General features: G+C 34.7%; 16 protein-coding genes. 6 read left to right on the top strand and 10 right to left on the bottom strand.

The window, feature by feature from the left end; genetic code table 11:
- Window positions 1-374 precede the first annotated feature (374 nt).
- The 3 genes from ABEG11_RS01815 (at window position 375) to ABEG11_RS01805 (ending at window position 3,597) form a co-directional block, all read left to right on the top strand.
- Window positions 375-1,367 (top strand): Gfo/Idh/MocA family protein, encoded by a 993-nt coding sequence (locus tag ABEG11_RS01815; protein WP_348822492.1) that lies wholly within the window; start codon window positions 375-377, stop codon window positions 1,365-1,367.
- 85 nt (window positions 1,368-1,452) lie between these two features.
- The gene (locus ABEG11_RS01810; RefSeq protein ID WP_348822491.1) at window positions 1,453-2,988 is read left to right on the top strand and encodes a YifB family Mg chelatase-like AAA ATPase; all 1,536 of its coding nucleotides are present in this window, start codon (window positions 1,453-1,455) and stop codon (window positions 2,986-2,988) included.
- Between the two features lie 57 nt (window positions 2,989-3,045).
- Complete coding sequence (locus tag ABEG11_RS01805) at window positions 3,046-3,597, top strand: hypothetical protein (protein ID WP_348822490.1); 552 nt, start codon at window positions 3,046-3,048, stop codon at window positions 3,595-3,597.
- An 80-nt stretch (window positions 3,598-3,677) separates the two neighbouring features.
- Here ABEG11_RS01805 and ypfJ read toward each other — a convergent pair whose 3' ends face one another.
- From ypfJ to ABEG11_RS01765, 8 genes are all read right to left on the bottom strand, one after another.
- The gene (ypfJ, locus tag ABEG11_RS01800) at window positions 3,678-4,538 is read right to left on the bottom strand and encodes a KPN_02809 family neutral zinc metallopeptidase (RefSeq protein ID WP_348822489.1); all 861 of its coding nucleotides are present in this window, start codon (window positions 4,536-4,538) and stop codon (window positions 3,678-3,680) included.
- 64 nt (window positions 4,539-4,602) lie between these two features.
- A complete protein-coding gene (locus ABEG11_RS01795) occupies window positions 4,603-8,550 on the bottom strand; it encodes a PAS domain S-box protein (RefSeq protein WP_348822488.1) in 3,948 nt (1,315 codons plus the stop codon).
- 155 nt (window positions 8,551-8,705) lie between these two features.
- Window positions 8,706-9,494, bottom strand: a complete 789-nt coding sequence (locus tag ABEG11_RS01790) for a DUF2189 domain-containing protein (RefSeq protein WP_348822487.1) — start codon at window positions 9,492-9,494, stop codon at window positions 8,706-8,708.
- Window positions 9,495-9,658: 164 nt separating this feature from the next.
- The gene (locus ABEG11_RS01785) at window positions 9,659-10,987 is read right to left on the bottom strand and encodes an aldehyde dehydrogenase (RefSeq protein ID WP_348822486.1); all 1,329 of its coding nucleotides are present in this window, start codon (window positions 10,985-10,987) and stop codon (window positions 9,659-9,661) included.
- Between the two features lie 72 nt (window positions 10,988-11,059).
- The gene (locus ABEG11_RS01780) at window positions 11,060-11,755 is read right to left on the bottom strand and encodes an RluA family pseudouridine synthase (RefSeq protein WP_348822485.1); all 696 of its coding nucleotides are present in this window, start codon (window positions 11,753-11,755) and stop codon (window positions 11,060-11,062) included.
- Window positions 11,756-11,815: 60 nt separating this feature from the next.
- Entirely contained in the window at window positions 11,816-12,175 is a 360-nt protein-coding gene (locus ABEG11_RS01775; protein ID WP_348822484.1) for a four helix bundle protein, read from the bottom strand.
- Window positions 12,176-12,356: 181 nt separating this feature from the next.
- Window positions 12,357-13,175, bottom strand: coding sequence for a 3-methyl-2-oxobutanoate hydroxymethyltransferase (panB, locus tag ABEG11_RS01770; protein WP_348822483.1), 819 nt, complete (start codon window positions 13,173-13,175; stop codon window positions 12,357-12,359).
- A gap of 136 nt (window positions 13,176-13,311) precedes the next feature.
- Window positions 13,312-14,739: an L-serine ammonia-lyase gene (locus ABEG11_RS01765; protein WP_348822482.1), complete on the bottom strand. Its 1,428-nt coding sequence runs from the start codon at window positions 14,737-14,739 to the stop codon at window positions 13,312-13,314.
- Window positions 14,740-15,216: 477 nt separating this feature from the next.
- Here ABEG11_RS01765 and ABEG11_RS01760 point away from each other — a divergent pair, with 477 nt between their 5' ends.
- Window positions 15,217-15,384, top strand: coding sequence for a hypothetical protein (locus tag ABEG11_RS01760; protein ID WP_115810362.1), 168 nt, complete (start codon window positions 15,217-15,219; stop codon window positions 15,382-15,384).
- A 71-nt stretch (window positions 15,385-15,455) separates the two neighbouring features.
- On the opposite strand, the gene ABEG11_RS01755 is transcribed toward ABEG11_RS01760, so the two are convergent.
- Window positions 15,456-17,930 carry a TonB-dependent receptor gene (locus tag ABEG11_RS01755; protein WP_348822481.1) on the bottom strand — a complete coding sequence of 825 codons (2,475 nt, stop codon included), beginning with the start codon at window positions 17,928-17,930 and terminating at the stop codon, window positions 15,456-15,458.
- A gap of 81 nt (window positions 17,931-18,011) precedes the next feature.
- Entirely contained in the window at window positions 18,012-18,353 is a 342-nt protein-coding gene (locus tag ABEG11_RS01750) for an ArsC/Spx/MgsR family protein (protein WP_348822480.1), read from the bottom strand.
- 107 nt (window positions 18,354-18,460) lie between these two features.
- Between ABEG11_RS01750 and ABEG11_RS01745 the strand changes: the two genes are divergently transcribed.
- Both ABEG11_RS01745 and ABEG11_RS01740 read left to right on the top strand, forming a co-directional pair.
- On the top strand, window positions 18,461-19,369 hold the full coding sequence (locus ABEG11_RS01745) for a CPBP family intramembrane glutamic endopeptidase (RefSeq protein ID WP_348822479.1): 909 nt from the start codon (window positions 18,461-18,463) through the stop codon (window positions 19,367-19,369).
- 28 nt (window positions 19,370-19,397) lie between these two features.
- Window positions 19,398-20,447, top strand: a complete 1,050-nt coding sequence (locus tag ABEG11_RS01740) for an AMP-binding protein (protein ID WP_348822478.1) — start codon at window positions 19,398-19,400, stop codon at window positions 20,445-20,447.
- Window positions 20,448-20,480 lie beyond the last annotated feature (33 nt).

Genomic DNA, 20,480 nt, shown 5'->3' with positions numbered 1-20,480 from the left:
ATCATAAAAATCATTTGCGGTCGGGCTCCTCTGCTGAGGATTGCTTCTATTCCAATGTCATTGAAGTTAAGGATTTCTTATTAAAGTTTGTCCAAGATATAATTCTCGCAAAGACGCTGAGACGCAAAGGAATCCGATCTTAACTTTGCGTCTCAGCGTCTTTGCGAGAGAGAAATAAAGCTTAACTTAATGATATTGGCTTCTATCCCTTACACATTCAACGAGAAGTTCAGTCTTTCTATCAATTTTAATTTCGATTAGAATTAGTGAAAATTAGTGTAATTAGTGTTTAACTTTAATGTCTTGCTGAAAAATCAGCATTTTCAATTTTGAAAAAATATTTAATACATTTGAAAAAAAGGAATTTAAAATCAATGGAAAATACTTCAAAAATAAAATGGGGAATTGTTGGTTTGGGAAATATTGCTAGGCAGTTTGCAAGTGAATTACAGCTGATTGATTCAGCCGAACTTTGTGCTGTAGCATCCAGAAATATTGACAAAGCACAAGATTTTGCCAGTCAGTTCCAATGTCCGAAAGCTTACGGTTCCTATGACGAACTTTTTCAAGACGAAAATATCGACATTCTCTATATCGCAACACCACATAATTCACATGCCGAGTTAACCATCAAAGCATTGGAAAACAATAAAAATGTGCTGTGTGAAAAACCATTAGCCCTGCATTATTCCGATGTAGAACAAATGATTGCCACTGCCCAAAAAAGCAATAAATTTTTCATGGAAGCATTCTGGACCCGTTTCAATCCTTCGATTCGTGAAACTTTGGAACACATTCAAAACGGTTCAATAGGAGAAGTAAAATACGTAAATGCCGATTTTTCCATTAAATTCGAAAATCCAGATAATACCCGAATGACAGATATGAAACTTGGAGGAGGAGCACTGATGGATATTGGTGTTTATCCTTTGTTTTTGGCTTATTTGATATTGGGAAAACCTAAAGAAATTGTAGCAAAATCTAATTTTTATTCCACAGGTGCCGATACGCAGACTTCTATTATTCTCCAGTATGAAAATGCGCAAGCTGTATTGCATTGCAGTTTTTTATACACCTGCAATGTCGAAGCCACAATAAGCGGTACAAAAGGTCGCATTAATCTAGATCCGCTTTGGTTCATGACCGAATCCTATTCTTTAACTCATGGCACTTTGGTTGAGGGTGAGCAAAAATCAAAATTTGAAAGACCAACATTAGGCAAAGGCTACACTTATGAAATCGAAGAATGCCATGCCTGTCTTAGAGCCAATAAAACAGAAAGCGAACTCTGGTCACATCAAAATAGTCTGGAACTCGCTAACATAATTGAGGAGGTTAAAAATCAGATTGGTTTAATTTACTCTTGATTTTCTCGTTATTAGTAAGAATTTAGTTAAATAGTTTTTGTTTGTAAGTAAAATAATATTTACATTTAGCCAAATCTATTTAATTATGTTAGTCAAAGTTTATGGGAGTGCCGTTTTTGGAGTAGAAGCAACCTCCGTTACTGTAGAAGTCAATATTGATAAAGGTGTGGGTTATCACTTGGTTGGCTTGCCAGATATTGCTATAAAAGAAAGCAGTTACAGGATTGCAGCTGCCTTAAAGAATAACGGTTACAGTCTTCCTGTAAAAAAAATAACCATCAATATGGCTCCTGCCGATTTACGGAAAGAGGGTTCTGCCTACGACTTGACACTTGCCATAGGGATTCTCGCCGCTTCGGGACAAATCAAATCAGAAGAGGTTGATAAATATATCATTATGGGTGAACTTTCGCTTGACGGAAGCTTACAGCCTATAAAGGGAGTTCTTCCTATTGCCATTAAAGCCAAGGAAGAAGGTTTTAAAGGTTTTTTTCTTCCTAAAGAAAACGTGAAAGAAGCAGCAATTGTTTCTGGTCTTGATGTTTATGGAGTTGAGAATGTATTGGAAGTTATTGATTTTTTTGAAGGAAAAGGAACAATAGCTCCTACAGTTATAAATACGAGGGATGAATTTTATAAAACCTTGGATTTTCCCGAGTTTGATTTTTCGGAAGTGCGAGGACAGGAATCCATAAAAAGATGTATGGAAATTGCGGCTGCCGGTGGCCATAATATTATATTGATTGGTCCTCCAGGTTCCGGAAAAACGATGATTGCCAAACGGTTGCCGAGTATTTTACCGCCAATGACTTTGAAAGAAGCTTTGGAAACCACAAAAATTCACAGTGTTGCCGGAAAAGTAAAAGATGTGGGATTAATGAATCAGCGTCCTTTCCGGAGCCCGCATCATACGGCTTCGTCCGTGGCTCTTGTGGGTGGAGGGAGCTATCCGCAGCCTGGCGAAATTTCATTGGCACATAATGGGGTTTTATTTTTGGATGAATTGCCCGAATTCAAGCGGGAAGTACTGGAAGTAATGCGACAGCCTTTGGAAGATAGGGAAGTGACTATTTCGAGAGCCAAATTTACACTGACCTATCCATCATCATTCATGCTGGTGGCAAGCATGAATCCAAGCCCAAGCGGATTCTTCAATGATCCTGACTCTCCCAATACATCATCACCGCATGAAATGACCCGCTATTTGAGTAAAATTTCAGGGCCATTATTGGATAGAATCGATATACATATTGAAGTGACACCCGTTCCTTTCGATAAGTTAACCGATAAAAGAAATGGAGAAAGCAGCGTAGAAATCCGAAAGCGAGTGACTGCTGCCCGCGAAATTCAAACTGCCAGATTTCAGCATTTTGAAAATATACATTACAATGCACAAATGGGTTCCAAACAAATCCGCGAACATTGCGCACTTGATGATGTTTCACTGCAGCTCTTAAAAACCGCTATGGAAAGATTGAATCTTTCTGCCCGAGCTTTTGATAGGATCCTGAAAGTTTCCAGAACAATAGCCGATTTGGAAGGGGCAGAAGTGGTTGGTTCTTCCCATATTGCCGAAGCCATTCAATATAGAAGCTTGGATCGTGATGGCTGGCTGGGATAGTTTAGAAAATGACAGAACAATATACTATTTGAATACATCTTAAATTTTAATAATAATATGAAGAAAATAATTTACGTTTCAACTTTTTTCCTAATGCTATCTTGTAATAAAAAGGAAGAAAACAGCAAAATTGTTGCAACAAAAACAGAAAGTAGTAAAGCGTTGGAAGCTACAATAACAAAAAAGCATTTAGATACAGTTGCTAAAGAAAATTCAAAAGAAGAAATAGAAACTATCTTAAGTTTAGAAGAAAAAATAGATGGAAAATGGGAACTGATTGAATATGATCTCAGCGAAGAAAATGATGGTGATCAGGAAAAACCAAGTGGGGTATTTTGGGTTTTTAAAAATGATCATATTTGCGAAGAGAGAAGTGATCCAGATGATCCTAGCAACGTGACTGTATATGAATATGCAATTTCGCAAGAAGGCTGTGAAAAGAAAGAGCAATCTAATACATTTTTTTATGTCCGTTTAAAAAACAAAACAGTAATTGGAGATGACTATTGTTTTATGGTAGATATTGACAAAATGGACGAAGAAAACCAAGACATTTTAAGATTATATACCTATGGATCTGTTGCTCCTGATGTTTTAAAAAGAAGATAATTTTTTTAAACTCCACTATATTTTGCTGATATAGTGGAGTTTTAGTGTTTCGTAGATTTAAATTAAAACTTTTGTATAGGTTAGTTTACTTCTGAAAAAGTATCTCCTTTTTTGATATCTCCACTTTCAAAACCGCGATTAAACCAATACATTCTCTGTTCGGAAGTTCCGTGGGTAAAGGAATCCGGTACAACCTGACCCTGCATTTTTTTCTGAATAGCATCATCGCCAACTGCATTTGCCGCACTTAATGCTTCTTCAATATCTCCAGCTTCAAGCATGTGATTTTGCTTTTCATTGTAATGTGTCCAAAGGCCAGCATAAAAATCGGCTTGTAATTCTAATGCAACAGAAAGTTTATTTCCTGCGGTTTCACTCCTGCTTTCCTGCAGTTCACGCACTTTTCCCGAAGTTCCCAATAAGGTTTGAATGTGATGTCCGAATTCGTGCGCCATTACATAGGCAACTGCAAAATCTCCGCCTTCAGCACCAAATTTGGTTCTCAGTTCATCAAAAAATCTCATGTCCATATAGATGGTTCTGTCAACAGGGCAATAGAAAGGACCAGATGCCGAACTTGCTCCTCCACACGCAGTTTCAACCTGACCGCTAAATAGGACTAGTTTTGGAGCTTCAAAAGTTAAATTGTTTTCCTCGAATATTTTTTTCCAAACATCTTCATTGTCGGCCATAAGAGTTTTGACAAATTCACCTTCTGTTTTTTCGGCTTCCGTTAAAGGTCTTGATTCAGTTTGTGTAGTTTTTTGTTGATTTAGCTGTTCCAATATTGGAGTAATCATCTGGGCATTTTCACCTCCAAAAACATTGACAAGTAAAATAATGACACCAATTATTCCGCCACCCAGGATGGTTTTTCCTCCTCCAGACATTCCTCTGCGGTCTTCAACATTTTCGCTTTGTCTTCTTCCAATCCACTTCATAGCTTTAATAATTTAGGGTTTGTTATTGAACATTAATGGCAGATTTTATAATATAAAGATAGGCTTATAATACGGTTGTTTTTACTTTTAGCCATTTTTCTAAAATATCTTCGAGGGTTTTCTTTACTATTGGTTTTGAAACATAGTCATTCATACCGGCTTCAATGCATTTTTCTTTTTCGCCCTTAATAGTTCCAGCGGTGAGCGCAATAATAACTGTGTCTTCCAGTTGTTCTATTTTGCGAATCTGTTTTGTGGCTTCATATCCGTTAATCAATGGCATTTGAATATCCATAAAAATGATGTCTGGATTAATCTGTGATACTATCTCGAGTGCTTTTTCACCATCAGTCGATTCATGAATGATGCATTTTGGAATAATCTGCTTGATTAGTGTTTTAGTCAGCAGCATATTGATTTTATTGTCTTCTACTATCAGTATTTTAGGCTCCTCATTTTCAAATTCCAAGATACGATTTTCTGTGACTGCTTTTTTGGGGTCTAATGATTTATCTTGTTTTATTTTGTTGCTGCTTTTTAATTTTATATCAAAGAAAAAAGTACTTCCTGAGTTGTATTGGCTATTAATCTGTAGTTTGCTGTTCATTAAGCTTAACAACTGATTGGAAATTGTTAATCCTAATCCTGTGCCTCCAAATTTTTTGGTTGTTGAGCTGTCTTCTTGTGAAAAGGCCTGAAAAATGATTTTTTGGTTGCTTTTTCGAATACCGATTCCAGTATCTTTTACTGAAAACCGCAGAAAGGAATGATTTTTTTGAACTTCTAATACTGATATAGATAGGTTTATACTGCCAATGTGGGTGAACTTAATAGCATTTGTCAATAAATTGATAAGCACTTGTTTCAGGCGGATGTAATCAACCCAGATGTATTTTGGAACACCTTCATTGATAATGTAATTTATCTCCAGATTTTTGGAAATCGCTTGGTAATGAACCAATTCTTTTATTTGAAGAATAATATCTTCTATACAGTATTTTTCAATATTAAGATCCAGTTTACCAGATTCAATTTTAGAAAAATCGAGTATATCATTAACCACTTCCAGTAAAATATTAGCCGATTGATTAATGGTTTTCATGTATTGCTTTTGAGTAGTTTCGAGTTTGGAACTCATCAGCAGATCAGTGTAACCTATAATTCCATTTAGCGGTGTCCGGATTTCGTGGCTCATGTTGGCTAAAAATTCGGATTTGGCTTTATTTGCAGCTTCGGCTAATTCTTTTTCCTTGACAATTGATTCGTTTTTTTTCTTTTCGGTAATATCGATAAATATTCCTTCCATGAATGCAATTTCGCCATTCTTTAAAATTGAATCACCAAATTCTTCCACCCAGACTATTGAACCATTTTTATGTATAATCCGATAGACAACATGAACTGCTTTTTTCTGTTCCAGAGCTTCTTTGTTTTTTTGCAGCACATTTTCGATGTCATCTGGGTGTATCAGGTCAATAAAAAATATTTTATTTTCAAGAAAGTCTGATTTAGGATAACCTGTCAGTTTTTCAATTTCATCATTGAGATAAATTTTTGTGTACTTTTCATCGTAATTCGATAAATAGACAGTACCAGGTATGTTGTTTGCCAATAGGCGGAATCGTTCTTCGCTTTCTTCTATGATAGATTCGTTGATGTTACGTTCTATCGAGGAGGATATATTTTTTACTAATAATTGTAAAATTGATATTTCGTCACGGTTCCATATGCGTTCTTTGGCTGAATTATCAAATGCAAAAAAACCATCAAATTCATTTTTTATGAAAACGGGAAAAAATAACATAGTATCAGGATTTAAGCGCATTAAGCCTGATTTTACTATTTCATTTTGCACATTGGCTTTTATACTGTCAAAGAATTCAATTGGAGAAAAATCTTTTAGATTTGGATCAAATTGAGTAAATTCAAGATTTTGCAAAATTGGAAGAACAGTATCAAAATCTTTTAATTCATTTGTCCACATGCATTTTTGGTCAAAGAAATCAGTTTTTGGGTTTTTCTTAAAATAGGAAATACGGTCTGAGTTAGTAACTTTTCCTAGCTCATTGATAATGCCCATGATGAGTTTACTGGTACTTTTTTCTAATAAAAATTGATTAGTATTTTTATTGATTACTAGAAGCAATTCACTTTTGTAAGCCAGTTTCTGTTCGATTTCTAAGCGCATCTGGGAGGCCAGAGCGATTACAATTAAATCTGAGATTGATTTTGTAAAATTGATATCCTCATTATCCCAATTTTTTATTTGATCCGTCGATTCGAATGAGAGAATTCCTTTTATCTCACCGTCAACAAAAACTGGAGTGTCCAATGTTGAAAATACGTTATTGGCAGTAACATAATTGCTTTTTATTTTGTTGTTTACGGCATAAGAACGAATGTCAGATTGAACAACTTGGAGTTTGTTTTCAATTTTTTCAAAATAACCAAGATTTTCATTTCTGTAAAACTGGATTTCACTTTCTAACATGCCTTTGTGGGAATTATAGAGTTTGTTGCAAACAATCTTGTCTGTGTCATAAACCCAGTAGCTTGACCTGTCTACACCCAATGCATCTGAAGTGATTTTCAGGATATTAGTGATAGTTTGATCAAAATTATCAGTATTGGAATGGTTGAGTACCGTTAAATCTTTGAGGGTTTTACTGTATTTCTCTATTTTATACTGTCTTTTTGATTTTTCGTCCTCTATGCTTTTTAATAGTGTAATGTCTCTCGCGATTCCAGAGTAACCATCTATTTCTCCAAAACTGTTTCTTCTGACAAAAACATTTTGAGATATCCATATTTCGCCTCCATCTTTTTTAATGATAGGAAATTCAAGGGTTGTGAAATTTTCTTCAATATCAAGAATGTTTTGATAAAAACTCATGGTATTGGTAATATAATCCTTTCTGATTAATGAAGAAAAGTCTTTTGAAAGGAGTTCTTCTTTAGAATAGCCTAAAGCTTTTATTGCATAATCATTGACAAAAGTAAAGTTGCCTCTTGCATCTGCTTCAAAGATAATGTCAACAGCTGTCTGGATTAGAGTCTCGTATTGTTTTCTTATTTTTATTTCATTGGTAATGTCTTGGCCAATTCCGATAATTGAATCTTCATTAAATTTTTTATCAATCCATTGGATAAATTTGTATTCGCCATTTTTACATTTTAATTTTCGGATATATAATTGGTTATCAATGAATTTTTCATGATAATTAGCACTTTCAAATTCAGGGTCTTCAGTAAGTTTCCAGAAACCGTAACCCATAACTTCTTTTGGAGTATAACCTAAAATTCTTGTTATAGTGTCACTGCAGAAGGTAACTTCTCCTTTTTTGTTTGTTGCTATTGTAAGCGAGTTTCCTTTGTTTACGATTTCGTTTGCAAAATGAATTTTTTCTTGGACTTTATATATCGAGATATATCGGATGTGATTTATCATAAACACCATTACAGCAAATCCTATTAGAATAGCAGCTTTACCGATAGGGACTAAATCCAAAATTAATATCAGTATCAGATATGAAAAAACAAAGCCGCAGAAAATCCAATACTTTTTTATGGGCTTGATAATAATATAGGAAAAGAAAAACGCTAAGTTAAATGTATAAGTAGGAATGGGGTCATTATGTAAAACGACAATATTATATGCTGTTATTGAAATGTAAACATAAAATAAAAAAGTAAAGACGGCAGGAAGCCTATTGTATAAATATTTTGATTTTTCACTTGTTAAAAAGGTAAGCAAAAATATAAAAGCAATAATAAAATTGTAAATCAATAAACTTTTGGGTCTGACTTTAAATAATTCGAATAGTATTTCTATAAAAGGAAGAACTAACCCCAGGTACAATAAATAAAGCTGATACTCTCTTTTATCAGATTCTTTTAGTGCAAGATTATCGATGTTTTTTAATATCGAATTGATTTTGTGGTTAGAATAGACAATTGCTATTGCAATAATGAGAAGCAAAGCCAGCAAAATGCTATTTCGATTTGTAATCATTAGGAAATTTTTTTGTATCTGACCTAATGGCATAAAAAGATAGACCGAACTCGATAAAGAGAAGTTGAAGTTAAAAAATAGTAAAATTTTATAACATAAAAGCATAGTTTTCAGCGGGGGGAACTATTTAATAAATTTCTTTTCGGGTATAATCTTTATGTATTACTGTAATTATTTGTATTCATTTTTGTTGTATCATCTATTCCTACAATAGCGCTGTAAATGGCATAATGCATGGAATAGATAAAAGGCATTGTAAAAAATATTCCAACACAGCAGCCCATAATGCCTACAAACACACCAATTAGTGCTACAACTGCTAGACCTAATATAACGACAGGTTCCTGGAAAACAATTTTGATGCTGTATCTAATGGCATCGATAGCCTGCAGGTTTCCAAAAATAATCAAGGGAACTGTAAGCAGTGTTATAAAGGAGATAAAATAATTGATGAGTGAGCCAAGAATTTCAAGCTTTAGGTAAACAAACAAAGTTGATTGTGCAAAACTGATTACCGAAATAATGAATGTTGAAACTAAAATTTCTTTTAAATAAGGAAATTTATAATAACTGAATAAAGACGAGACAGGGAATTCCAGATCCTTTTCCCCACGATCGGCCATTTTTAAAAAGGAGGCAAAAAATGGGCTAAGCAGGCAAGAGGTAAATATGGAAAATATTCCCAAAGCCATTTGTGCTGACTGAGATAAATTTTCTATTTTAAATTTCTCGGGAGTAAGTTCTTTAATTTCATTGACGCCTAAAACCGAAACTAATGAAACAGAAGTTAAAATAAGAAACAAAACGATAAAAATTACCAATACTGATCCCGCATAGAGTGCAATTCTTTTGTAATTCTCAAACGCATGATTGAATACATCTCCAAAATCAATCTGATATCCGTTTTTTTCAATATCGTGTAATCTTTCTAAAGTTTGGTTCATTTGTTATTTGGTTTATTATTGGTTGGCGGGAGTTTTATAATTGTATCATTGCATTTTACTGTAATGATTTCTATATCAATAGGCAAATTTACTATTTTTTTATTTTTAAATAGGATGTTATTTTTTCAAACATGTCTTTAGGTTTTAATAATAATTTACTTTTATTATAGCCAGTTTAATAGTTTCCTTATCGAATTAATTTTATCGGCATAGGGAGCGTATCTAAAATTCAAATCCAGCCAATTCGCTTTTTTTACAATTGCTTTATGATGTGAAAAGATCTCAAAACTTTTTTTCCCATGATATGCACCGATACCGCTTTGTCCAACCCCGCCAAAAGGAAGTCTTTTGTTTGCAAAATGGACAACCGTATCGTTTATACAGCCTCCGCCAAAAGCATAGTTCAAAATTGTTTTTTGGGCAAATTTTTTGTCATCAGTAAAAACATATAAAGCAAGCGGCTTTTCATATTTTAAGATTACCTTGTCGATTTCTTTTTCATCTTTATAAGTAATTATAGGCAGCAATGGACCGAAAATTTCTTCTTGCATTAATTCGCTATCAAGATCGTTTTCGTCTATTAGTGTTGGAGAAATGTAGAAATCCTCTATATCGGTCTCTCCGCCAAAAACTACTTTTTCAGTTTCAATCATACTCACTAGCCGATGCCAGTTTTTTTCATTTACAATTCGGGCAAGATCAGATGAATTTTTAGGGTTTTCACCATAAGCTTTTATGATTTCAATTTTCATAAAATCAATAAAATGGCTTTTCATCTGCTCTTGAATCAAAATGTAATCTGGAGCAATGCAGGTTTGACCGGCATTCAAGAATTTTCCCCAAACTATTCTTTTGGCAGCAAGTTTTAAATTGGCTGTTTCATCTATAATGCAAGGGTTTTTTCCACCCAATTCAAGTGTTACGGGAGTCAGATGTTCTGCAGCTGCTTTGGCAACAATTTTCCCAACGGTAACACTTCCTGTAAAAAAAATATAATCCCATCGTTGTTTTAATAATTTTTGAGTAGTTTCAATCCCTCCTTCAATTACTTTTACATGCTGATGCGGGAAAACTTTTTCTATAATCTTTAAAATTACTACTGATGTTTTTGGAGTTAACTCAGATGGTTTTAATGTAATCTGATTTCCAGCAGCAACAGCAGCAATTAGTGGAGCCATAGCTAACTGAAACGGGTAATTCCATGGGGCAATAATCAAAACTTTCCCATAAGGTTCTTTTACAATATAATCTGTTGAAGGAAAATTGAGTAGGGAAGGGACTGCTTTTTCAATTCTGGCCCATTTTTCAATATTCTTGATAGTGTATTTTAAGTCCGAAATGATATAGCTGGTCTCGGTTGCGATAGACTCAAAAGGAGGTTTTTTAAAATCCTCATACAATGCCTGGATGACCTCATTTTCGTGTTTAATGATTTTATCCAATAATTTTATTAAAGCTTCTTTTCTGGCAGTAACGTCTAATTTGTAACTCATAGCGAAAAAAGATTTAAATCATTATGCAAGTTAAATTTAAATTTGAAGATAAAATCCTTTTTCAGTCTAAAATTAAATAGCTTTCCAAATAACCTCTTCGGGTACTGGTGCAATAATTGTGATTTCCTCTTTCGAAACGGGATGGATAAACATCAGTTTTCGGGCATGCAGATGAATGCCTCCGTCAGGATTACTCCGGTCAAAACCGTATTTTAAATCGCCTTTTATTGGCGATCCGATAGCTGATAATTGCGCCCGTATCTGATGATGCCTGCCTGTATGCAGCTGAATTTCAAGTCCGAAATAATTATCCAGTTCCCTGATGATTTTGTATTCTAAACTGGCTTTTTTGCTGTCAGGGACTTCTTTGAGATGTGCCTTCGAAGTATTGTTTTTCTCGTTCCTTTTAATATAATGAACAAGCGTGTCTTCATTTTTTGAAGGCCTGTTTTTGACTACCGCCCAATAGGTTTTTTGGGTTTCCCTGCTGCTGAATAATTCGTTCATGCGTGTAAGCGCTTTGCTGGTGCGGGCAAAAACTACAATTCCGGTAGTAGGTCTGTCCAGTCGATGCACGACTCCAAGAAAAACTTCACCGGGTTTATTGTATTTGTCTTTTATATATTCTTTTACAATCTCGCTCAATGGCTTGTCACCTGTTTTGTCGCCCTGAACAATGTCGCCAACACGTTTGTTGACAACAATCAGGTGGTTGTCTTCGTGAAGGATTTGGAGATTGGATTTATTTGAAATTATTTTATTTGACATCTTAGATTTTTAGACTTTTTAGACTTTTAGAACGATGAGGCAGTCTAATATGATAATTTTTTATTGATTCTGTATTAAGTTTGACCTGAATTTTGATGTCATTTTTACAATTTCATCAAGTATATTTATTAATTCATTGGCTTTGTCTAGGTTGACAAAACCTAAATCAGATGCGATTAACAGCTGTGTTTCAATTTCATAAGCTGAACCAATGGAGATTTCTAAGAATCTTGCAAAATCTTTATTCGACTGCCTAGAGGATCCTTCTGCAATATTAGAAGGGATCGATACCGCAGCTCTTCTTAATTGATGTGTAAGTCCGAATCTTTCTTCACTTGGAAAAGCGGATGTAGCCGAATATACTTTAACACAAAAGATTCTGCTTTTTTTCCAGATTTCTAATTCTTTAAATTGATGCATTTTTATTTATTTTTAAAGGTTGTATAATCTTTTTTATCAAAAGCTTGTTTTGATGTTCAAATTAAATACAATTTATAATGAAAAATAAGAATGCAGAAAGAAAATTCCTCTAAAAATCAAAAAGTTTCAAATTCTAAGAAATCTAATAATCTAAAATGTCCAGCAATCTAAGCAGTCTAACTTAATACTGTTCTTTCTCGTTTGGAAAATCCTGTGATTTTACATCTTCAACATATTGGCTGATAGCTGTAGTCATTCCTTCGTATAAATTCATGTAGCGTCTCAAAAAACGAGGGCTGAATTCATTATTCATTCCCAGCATGTCGTGGATCACCAATACCTGTCCGTCAACTCCACCACCGGCTCCAATTCCGATTACTGGAATGGAAATGCTTTTTGCTACTTTTTCGGCCAAATGAGCAGGAATTTTTTCAAGTACCAAAGCAAAACAGCCCAATTGTTCTAGCAAAATAGCATCTTCAATCAGTTTTTCGGCTTCTTCATCTTCTTTGGCACGAACGGTATACGTTCCAAATTTATAAATAGACTGCGGTGTTAATCCCAAGTGTCCCATAACCGGAATTCCGGCATTCAGGATTTTTTTGATAGATTCTTTGATTTCTTTGCCTCCTTCTAATTTTACAGCATGAGCACCGCTTTCCTTCATGATTCTGATAGAAGAGCGAAGAGCCTCCTTTGAATCAGATTGATAGCTTCCAAAAGGCAAATCGACAACAACTAAAGCCCGATCTACAGCCCTGACTACAGATGAAGCATGATAAATCATCTGATCTAAAGTAATTGGTAAAGTCGTTTCGTGACCCGCCATTACATTTGAAGCTGAATCCCCAACAAGAATTACATCAACTCCTGCAGTGTCCACAATTTTGGCCATGGTATAGTCATAAGCCGTAAGCATGGAGATTTTTTCGCCATTAGATTTCATGTCAATTAATGACTTGGTGGTAACTTTTTTGTAATCTTTTTTTATTGCAGACATCGTTTATATTATTTAATTCCGAATGTTCGGAGGAATTTTGTTTTGAGAGTGTAAAAGTACTAAATTGAATTTTTTAAATCTGAATTTTCACTGGGAATGTCATGGCGAAAACATTATTGTACAAGTTTGTTTTGCATTAACAATCTGCCATATTCACAGCAATTGCAAGTCCGCCTTCGGAAGTTTCTTTGTATTTTGAGTTCATGTCTTTGGCCGTCTGCCACATGGTATCAATTACTTTGTCAAGAGAAACTTTGGCATTTTTGGCATCGCTGGCCAAGGCAAGTTCAGCGGCATTGATTGCTTTTACAGCTCCCATGGTATTTCTTTCAATACACGGAATCTGCACTAAACCGCCAATAGGATCACAGGTTAAGCCTAAATGGTGCTCCATCGCAATTTCGGCAGCCATTAAAACTTGTTCTGGGCTTCCTCCTAATAATTCGCAGAGTGCTCCTGCAGCCATAGCGCTTGAAACACCAATTTCGGCCTGGCATCCTCCCATAGCGGCAGAAATGGTAGAGCTTTTTTTGAAAATACTTCCTATTTCGCCGGCAACCATTAAGAATTTTTTGATTTCATTTTCGCCTGCCTGATGGTTTTCAATGACTAAATAATACATTAAAACGGCAGGAATTACCCCGGCGCTTCCGTTGGTAGGAGCGGTGACAACTCGTCCTAAAGCTGCATTTACTTCGTTTACAGCCAATGCAAAACAGCTGACCCATTTTAGAATCTGCCTGAATTTAACCTCAGTTTTCCTGATTTCTTCGAGCCATTCCTGAGGTGTGGAATAATTGGACAATCCAATTAAATTCTGATGCATATCAAAAGCGCGTCTCCGTACATGTAAACCGCCGGGAAGCATGCCTTCGGAATGACAGCCGATATACATGCATTCGAGCATCGTGTTCCAGATACGCATCAGTTCGTGATGAACTTCTGCTTCGGGCCGCATCGATTTTTCGTTTTCATATACAATTTCCGAAATGGATTTGTTCTCTTTTATGCAATATTCCAAAAGTTCTGAAGCTTTATCAATAGGGAAGGGGAAAGCACATTTTATGGCAACTTTATTTTGGGTGTTTTCCAATTCTTCTTTGACCACAAACCCGCCTCCTATGGAATAAAACGTAGAACTGTATTCGGTCTCGTTATTAAAATATGCTGTAAACGTTAGTCCATTAGCATGAAAAGGAAGGAAGTCTTTGTTGAAAACAATGTCCTGAAGAATATAAAAGGGAATTGAATTCTGGTTTCCCAGAAGTATTTCATTTTTATCTTGAATCGATTTGATGATTCCGTCAATGTTTTGAACTGGAATATATTCCGGATCCTGACCGCTCAGTCCGAGCATTACAGCCAAATCGGTGGCATGTCCTTTGCCGGTTAAGGAAAGCGAGCCGTATAAATCCGCTTTTACCCTGATAACACTATTGATGTTGTAATCGTTCCTCAGTTCACCTAAAAAACGTTCGGCAGCACGCCAAGGTCCTAGAGTATGGGAACTCGAGGGGCCTACGCCAATTTTTAACATATCAAAAACGGAGATGCATTGTTCCATAAAGTCAGTCTTGTTGGATAACACAAATATAATTATAAATTAAATTATAACGGTGTGATTTGTGTTTTAAAATGATAATTTGATAATTTTTGTATAAAAAAAGATTATTGTTTTAAGAAATTGACAGTGTTTTGATGTTGGTACGAATCTCAAATGAGTCCGATGTTGACTCCTGCGGAATGACAAGATCGTACTAAGAAATCTATTAAAATCTGTGAATCTGCAGCAAAAAATGATTTGTTGTATTTGCCGATTGTCATACTTTAAAATCTGTGAATCTATGGTCTAAGAAAATAGAAATCAAGCGGGATTGAAAGCCTGATAACACTAATCAAGGCAGATAAAAAGCCTGCTATTCATTCCTTCGTTGCCAAAGACAAAAAGAATTTAATAAAAAATTGCAGTTTTTATTGATTTTATTGGTCTGCAAAGATTTAAATCATACATTTGTCGCTACATTCAAAAATTCCGGAAAACATGTTTGAATTTCAGCAGTATTTAGGCTTTTTACTTTTCTTAACCATCCTTACCATGGGATTCTGGTTAATGTTTTTCTTAGTTGGTTTCGTATCTTACTGGGTAGGTGGAGCAACTTGGGAGGCTTATAAAGAAAAGAAAGCAAAACAAAAAGAAGAAGAAGCTTAATCTTTTTTTTGCTTTAAAATAAAAAAGGATTCGTTATTACGAATCCTTTTTTTATTGTATCAGGTTGAAGATTATCCTGGGAAATCTCCGCCGCCGCCATCTCCGCCACCTTCATTTCTAGGCGCATTTTTCTCTCTCTCATTTTTGGCTTTATTGAAACGGTAGGTGAAAGATAAATTGAACTGGCGTTTGCGAAATTGCATTTCCCCATATGATGTTTGAGTTGGAAGATTCGTTACTTCGTCCGTAAAATAAGTATAAGATCTCATAATTCTCGTATTGAAAATGTCGCTAACATTGAAAGCAATTGTTGCTTTTTCTTTCAGTATATCTTTGCTAAAAGAAGTATTCATCCCAAATTGGTCCAAGTTTCTGCCTTGAGCAGTTTTTTGTTCACCATTGTAAGTAGCATTCAATTGCCAGTCGATTTTGTATGGCAATGTTAGTTTCGAGTTTACTCTTGCAAACCAGTTGTTGGCTTGATTATCCAGATCTTGCACTACAAGTTTTCCTGTCGTATCTGTGTAGCTGTGTTCTCCTGTTGTTTTTACATTGTATAAATTGAAATTACTGTTTATCCTCCATATCTTGAATGGGGTATAATTTAAAGTAAACTCAAAACCAAATTTTTGTTCTTTTCCTAGGTTTATTGGCTGGCTTTTAATAACGGGGACTCCATTTACTTCATCACCAGTTGGAGATCTTACAAAGCTGAAAACATCTTTAGTATCTTCAAAATAAGCCGAAGTATTAAAAGTTACTTTTTCCCATCTTTTGATATAACCAACGTCAAATTTGTTTGTTAATGATGGATCTAAGTCGGGATTTCCCTGAAAAATATTAACGTTACTGGAATAATTTACCGCTGGGTTCATAAAACGTCCTCTCGGTCTGGAAAGACGTTTGCTGTAACTTGTTGTAATGTTGCTTTGGTCAGATATTTCATAACTGATAAAAGCACTCGGAAAAAAGTTATTGTATTTTTTATTGTTGAAATCTTTTGGATCTTCTAATAAGTTTACTTCTATATCAGTGTCTTCCCAGCGCAGTCCAAATAAATAGGAGAATTTATTTTTTTTGAAGCCATACTGTGTATAAAGAGCATTAATATTTTCTTTGTATTCCAGATTATTGGACAAATTCTGGATCTTCATGCCATTCTGGTCAAGAACATAATATTCATTGTTTAAATCAGCAAAATTTCCTTTATATCCAGCTTCAAACTGACTATTTTCACCTAGAGGCAATACATAATCGGCTTGTAACTGACCTTGTTTCTGAATCTGGTTGTTTAATGTGTTATTATAATTATCAGAACCAGTAATTATACTTTGATTGTCATCAGTATTTCTCGAAAGAGAAGCATCAACGGTAAGTTTGTGTCCTTTGTCGTTGAAGTTTTTAATTAAGTTTGAAGTAAATGAAGTATTTTCGCTGCCGGTATCTCCTGTATTCAAGCGGTAAGTAGTACCAGTGAATGCATGAGATGCATCATAGCTGCTGTAGTTAATTAAATCATTGTCTTCACCAGTATTTTTTTCATAGTTTATGGCGTTTGTCCAATATGTATTTGGTGCAACTGTCCATTCGACACCTGCTCTTCCATTAAAGCCGTCTCTGACTCTCTCTGTTTCTCGGTCTTCATCTAAAAAGTTTTTTATAGAACCATCCTTATTGAAATACTCGGAATTGGTTTTTCCACCACCTTCATTGGTTCTGTGATTGTAACCCGCAGTAGTAAAGTAATTTAATTTTTCGGTTTTATAATTTACATTGGCACTTAGACCATACGTTTCGGGAATTCCTGTTGAAGCTATTATAGTCCCGTTAAAACCTTGATTTTTACCTTTTTTAAGAATAATATTGATTATACCTGAGCCTCCTTCGGCATCATAACGGGCAGATGGATTAGTAATAACTTCGACCTTGTCAATGGCATCTGCAGGAAGCTGTCTAAGGGCTTCGGCAATATTTACTGCATAAGAGGGCCTTCCGTCAATCAAAATCCGGATATTATCACTTCCTCTTAAGCTTACATTTCCTTCGGTATCAACTGAAACAGAAGGGACGTTGTCAAGGACATCACTTACTGTTCCTCCTTTTACCATCATATCCTGACCTACATTATATACTTTTTTGTCAAGCTTGATTTCGACAGATGATTTTTCGGCACGTACAACAACTTCGTTCAGTTGTGCTGCATCATCTTCGAGTGCGACTGTACCCAGAGAGGTTTTCTCGGTGATGTTTCTGCCCTTTATTTCGACATTTTTAAACGAAATAAATTCGATTGTTATATCGTAAACTCCAGGAATAACATCAGCTTCATATTCGCCTTTGTTATTGGTTATTCCGCCAGAAATGGCTTTTGGATTTTTTTGATTCTTTAAAGTAATAGTAGCATATTCTAATGGCTGATTACTTTTTTTGTCTACAATTTTTCCAGTAACTTTAACTTTGGCAAATGCTGGAGGACCTTGCTGAGCAAAATTGGATAGCCCAAAAAATAGAAATATTATGGCTATTGTAAATTTTAAATTTTTCATTTAGCAGTAAATAAGATTTCCGGATAAGACGCGGGAATGTTATAATAGTTTAAAACAGGAATCTTAAACTTATGTTAATGTTTAGATGAAGGAACTCACCTTTTCTATATCTCTCCCAACAATTGCTTCATCATCTTTTACAACAATCGGTCTTTCAATAAGAATTGGGTTCTCTGCCATTGCCTGAATGATTTGAGCATCAGTCATTGTTTTTCCTTTGTAATTCTCTATCCATATTGTTTCTTTCTGACGGACCAGATCAATAGGCTGGAATTTAAGTTTTTTTAGCAATAAAGTTAATTCTGAAACTGTTGGAGGTGTTTTTAAATAATTAATAATTTCAATTTCTTTATCCGATTCTTCTAAAAACAGCAGACAGCTTCTTGATTTTCCGCAACGCTGATTGTGGTAAATTTGTATCATTTTCTGGGTAAAATTTGGGTTGTCCTAAAATAAAATGCCTATTTTAGTTTTCGCAAAAATAAGGCTTGGAAGATAATTAAAGTTATAATTATAAAAAAAATAACACTATGTTTATAGAACAGGGAATAGATGAAAAAAATAAATTCTGGAAGTATCTTTTAGGATTGCTGATAATTACTGTTGCATCGTTTGTGGGGCAGATACCAATGTTAGTGGCGATTGTATATCAAATTTATTTTAAAGGAAAATCATATCCTGCCACTGATAATGAATTGTTTCATTTTTTTGAACCTAATTTAAACTTGTTTCTTTTGCTTCTTTCGTATGTTGCAGCACTGGGCGGAGTTTATTTTACCGTTCGTTTTTTGCATTATCAAAGCTTTAAGTCTATTGTTACTGGCCGAAAAAATATCGATTGGAAACGAGTGCTGTTTTCTTTTGCGGTATGGACTGTATTTACTGTTGTTTCAACGTTAGTGACGTACTATTTAAATCCAGCTGATTTTGAAATCAATTTTCAGCCCTTGCCATTTTTAATTTTGTTTTTAATTGCTGTTTTATTGATTCCAATACAGACTAGTGTAGAGGAATTAGTTTTCCGGGGCTATCTTATGCAGGGATTTGCTAATCTATCAAAAAATAAATGGGTTCCGTTATTGATGACATCAGCTATTTTTGGACTGCTACATTTGTCTAATCCTGAAGTTTCGAAGCTGGGGAATATAATTATGGTGTATTATATAGGAACAGGACTGTTATTGGGTATAATGACTCTTATGGATGATGGGATGGAACTGGCTTTAGGATTCCATGCTGCTAATAATTTGGTGGGGGCATTATTGGTAACCTCAGACTGGACTGCTTTTCAAACTTATTCTATTTTCAAAGATGTGTCAGAACCTGAGGCTGGATTTGATATTATCTTTCCAGTTATAGTGATTTATCCTCTGCTTTTAATTATATTTGGGTATAAATACAAGTGGTCAGACTGGATGAAAAAATTGTCTGATATATAAGTAAATAACACAAAATTTCAATATTATTATGAATAAAGTAACTTACAAAAATGTCCATAATCAATTTAAAATAAATGGACATCACTTAACAAGAGAAGATTTATGCAGGATCGCTTATAGTTTTATTAAAGAAGGAGCAGATTTTGAGCAGGCCGTGGGAGATTTTTTGTTAGACTGGTTTGATGATAAATCTTACATAGATATGTACACTTCTGGCACAACAGGTGAACCAAAAACTATACGAATTGAAAAGGACGCTATGGTTAAATCAGCAATTGCAACCGGCGATTTTTTTGGATTGCATCCAGGGAATAAAGTACTGCATTGTTTGCCTGCTAAATATGTTGCTGGAAAAATGATGTTTATCCGTTCTTTTATTTTGGGCTTAGATATGGATTTTGTTGCGCCAAGTTCACATCCATTAGAATATAACGATCAAAAATATGATTTTGCTGCGATGGTACCGCTTCAGGCCAAGAACTCAATTAAGCAATTGACTAATATCAAAAAGATAATTATCGGCGGAGTAAAAATTCATAAATCATTGGAGGATGAATTGATTAAGCTGCCTATTGAGATTTATGAAACCTATGGCATGACAGAAACAATTACACACATTGCAGCTAAAAAAGTTGGAGTGGAGGCTTTTACCACATTGCCAAATGTTACTGTTTCGGTAAATGAAAACCAATGTCTGGAAATTGTTGCAAAAAATATAAAAGACGAAAAAATTGTGACTAATGATATAGTGAAATTAATTTCCGATACACAGTTTATCTGGTTAGGCCGTTATGATAATGTAATTAATAGCGGAGGTATTAAAATTATGCCAGAGCAGGTGGAGGGCAAGCTTTCTACATTGATTCCAAGACGTTATTTTGTAAATGGTGAACAGGATGATAATTTAGGAGAAAAAGTAGTTCTTTATGTAGAAGGAGAGGCTATGGACATTAAAAGTTCTGTGTTTGATGTTTTAGATAGATTTGAAAAACCAAAAGAAATCATATTTATTCCGAAGTTTAAAGAAACTGCCACTGGAAAAATTATGAGAGAAGAAAGCAGGAAAATACCTGTGTAATATCTAAAGATTTACAGCCTAAAAAAAAAGAGA

The sequence above is a fragment of the Flavobacterium aestuarii genome (assembly GCF_040049115.1).
Classification (GTDB): Bacteria; Bacteroidota; Bacteroidia; order Flavobacteriales; family Flavobacteriaceae; genus Flavobacterium; species Flavobacterium aestuarii.
The sequence above is the reverse complement of the archived record's forward strand: the minus strand, read 5'-3'. Positions and strand labels throughout refer to the sequence as shown.

Excerpts from the sequence above, each read along its gene's own strand:
- ABEG11_RS01815 (WP_348822492.1), top strand. The coding sequence starts at position 375 with ATGGAAAATACTTCAAAAATAAAATGGGGAATTGTTGGTTTGGGAAAT.
- ABEG11_RS01810 (WP_348822491.1), top strand. The coding sequence starts at position 1,453 with ATGTTAGTCAAAGTTTATGGGAGTGCCGTTTTTGGAGTAGAAGCAACC.
- ABEG11_RS01805 (WP_348822490.1), top strand. The coding sequence starts at position 3,046 with ATGAAGAAAATAATTTACGTTTCAACTTTTTTCCTAATGCTATCTTGT.
- ypfJ (WP_348822489.1), bottom strand. The coding sequence starts at position 4,538 with ATGAAGTGGATTGGAAGAAGACAAAGCGAAAATGTTGAAGACCGCAGA.
- ABEG11_RS01795 (WP_348822488.1), bottom strand. The coding sequence starts at position 8,550 with ATGATTACAAATCGAAATAGCATTTTGCTGGCTTTGCTTCTCATTATT.
- ABEG11_RS01790 (WP_348822487.1), bottom strand. The coding sequence starts at position 9,494 with ATGAACCAAACTTTAGAAAGATTACACGATATTGAAAAAAACGGATAT.
- ABEG11_RS01785 (WP_348822486.1), bottom strand. The coding sequence starts at position 10,987 with ATGAGTTACAAATTAGACGTTACTGCCAGAAAAGAAGCTTTAATAAAA.
- ABEG11_RS01780 (WP_348822485.1), bottom strand. The coding sequence starts at position 11,755 with ATGTCAAATAAAATAATTTCAAATAAATCCAATCTCCAAATCCTTCAC.
- ABEG11_RS01775 (WP_348822484.1), bottom strand. The coding sequence starts at position 12,175 with ATGCATCAATTTAAAGAATTAGAAATCTGGAAAAAAAGCAGAATCTTT.
- panB (WP_348822483.1), bottom strand. The coding sequence starts at position 13,175 with ATGTCTGCAATAAAAAAAGATTACAAAAAAGTTACCACCAAGTCATTA.
- ABEG11_RS01765 (WP_348822482.1), bottom strand. The coding sequence starts at position 14,739 with ATGGAACAATGCATCTCCGTTTTTGATATGTTAAAAATTGGCGTAGGC.
- ABEG11_RS01760 (WP_115810362.1), top strand. The coding sequence starts at position 15,217 with ATGTTTGAATTTCAGCAGTATTTAGGCTTTTTACTTTTCTTAACCATC.
- ABEG11_RS01755 (WP_348822481.1), bottom strand. The coding sequence starts at position 17,930 with ATGAAAAATTTAAAATTTACAATAGCCATAATATTTCTATTTTTTGGG.
- ABEG11_RS01750 (WP_348822480.1), bottom strand. The coding sequence starts at position 18,353 with ATGATACAAATTTACCACAATCAGCGTTGCGGAAAATCAAGAAGCTGT.
- ABEG11_RS01745 (WP_348822479.1), top strand. The coding sequence starts at position 18,461 with ATGTTTATAGAACAGGGAATAGATGAAAAAAATAAATTCTGGAAGTAT.
- ABEG11_RS01740 (WP_348822478.1), top strand. The coding sequence starts at position 19,398 with ATGAATAAAGTAACTTACAAAAATGTCCATAATCAATTTAAAATAAAT.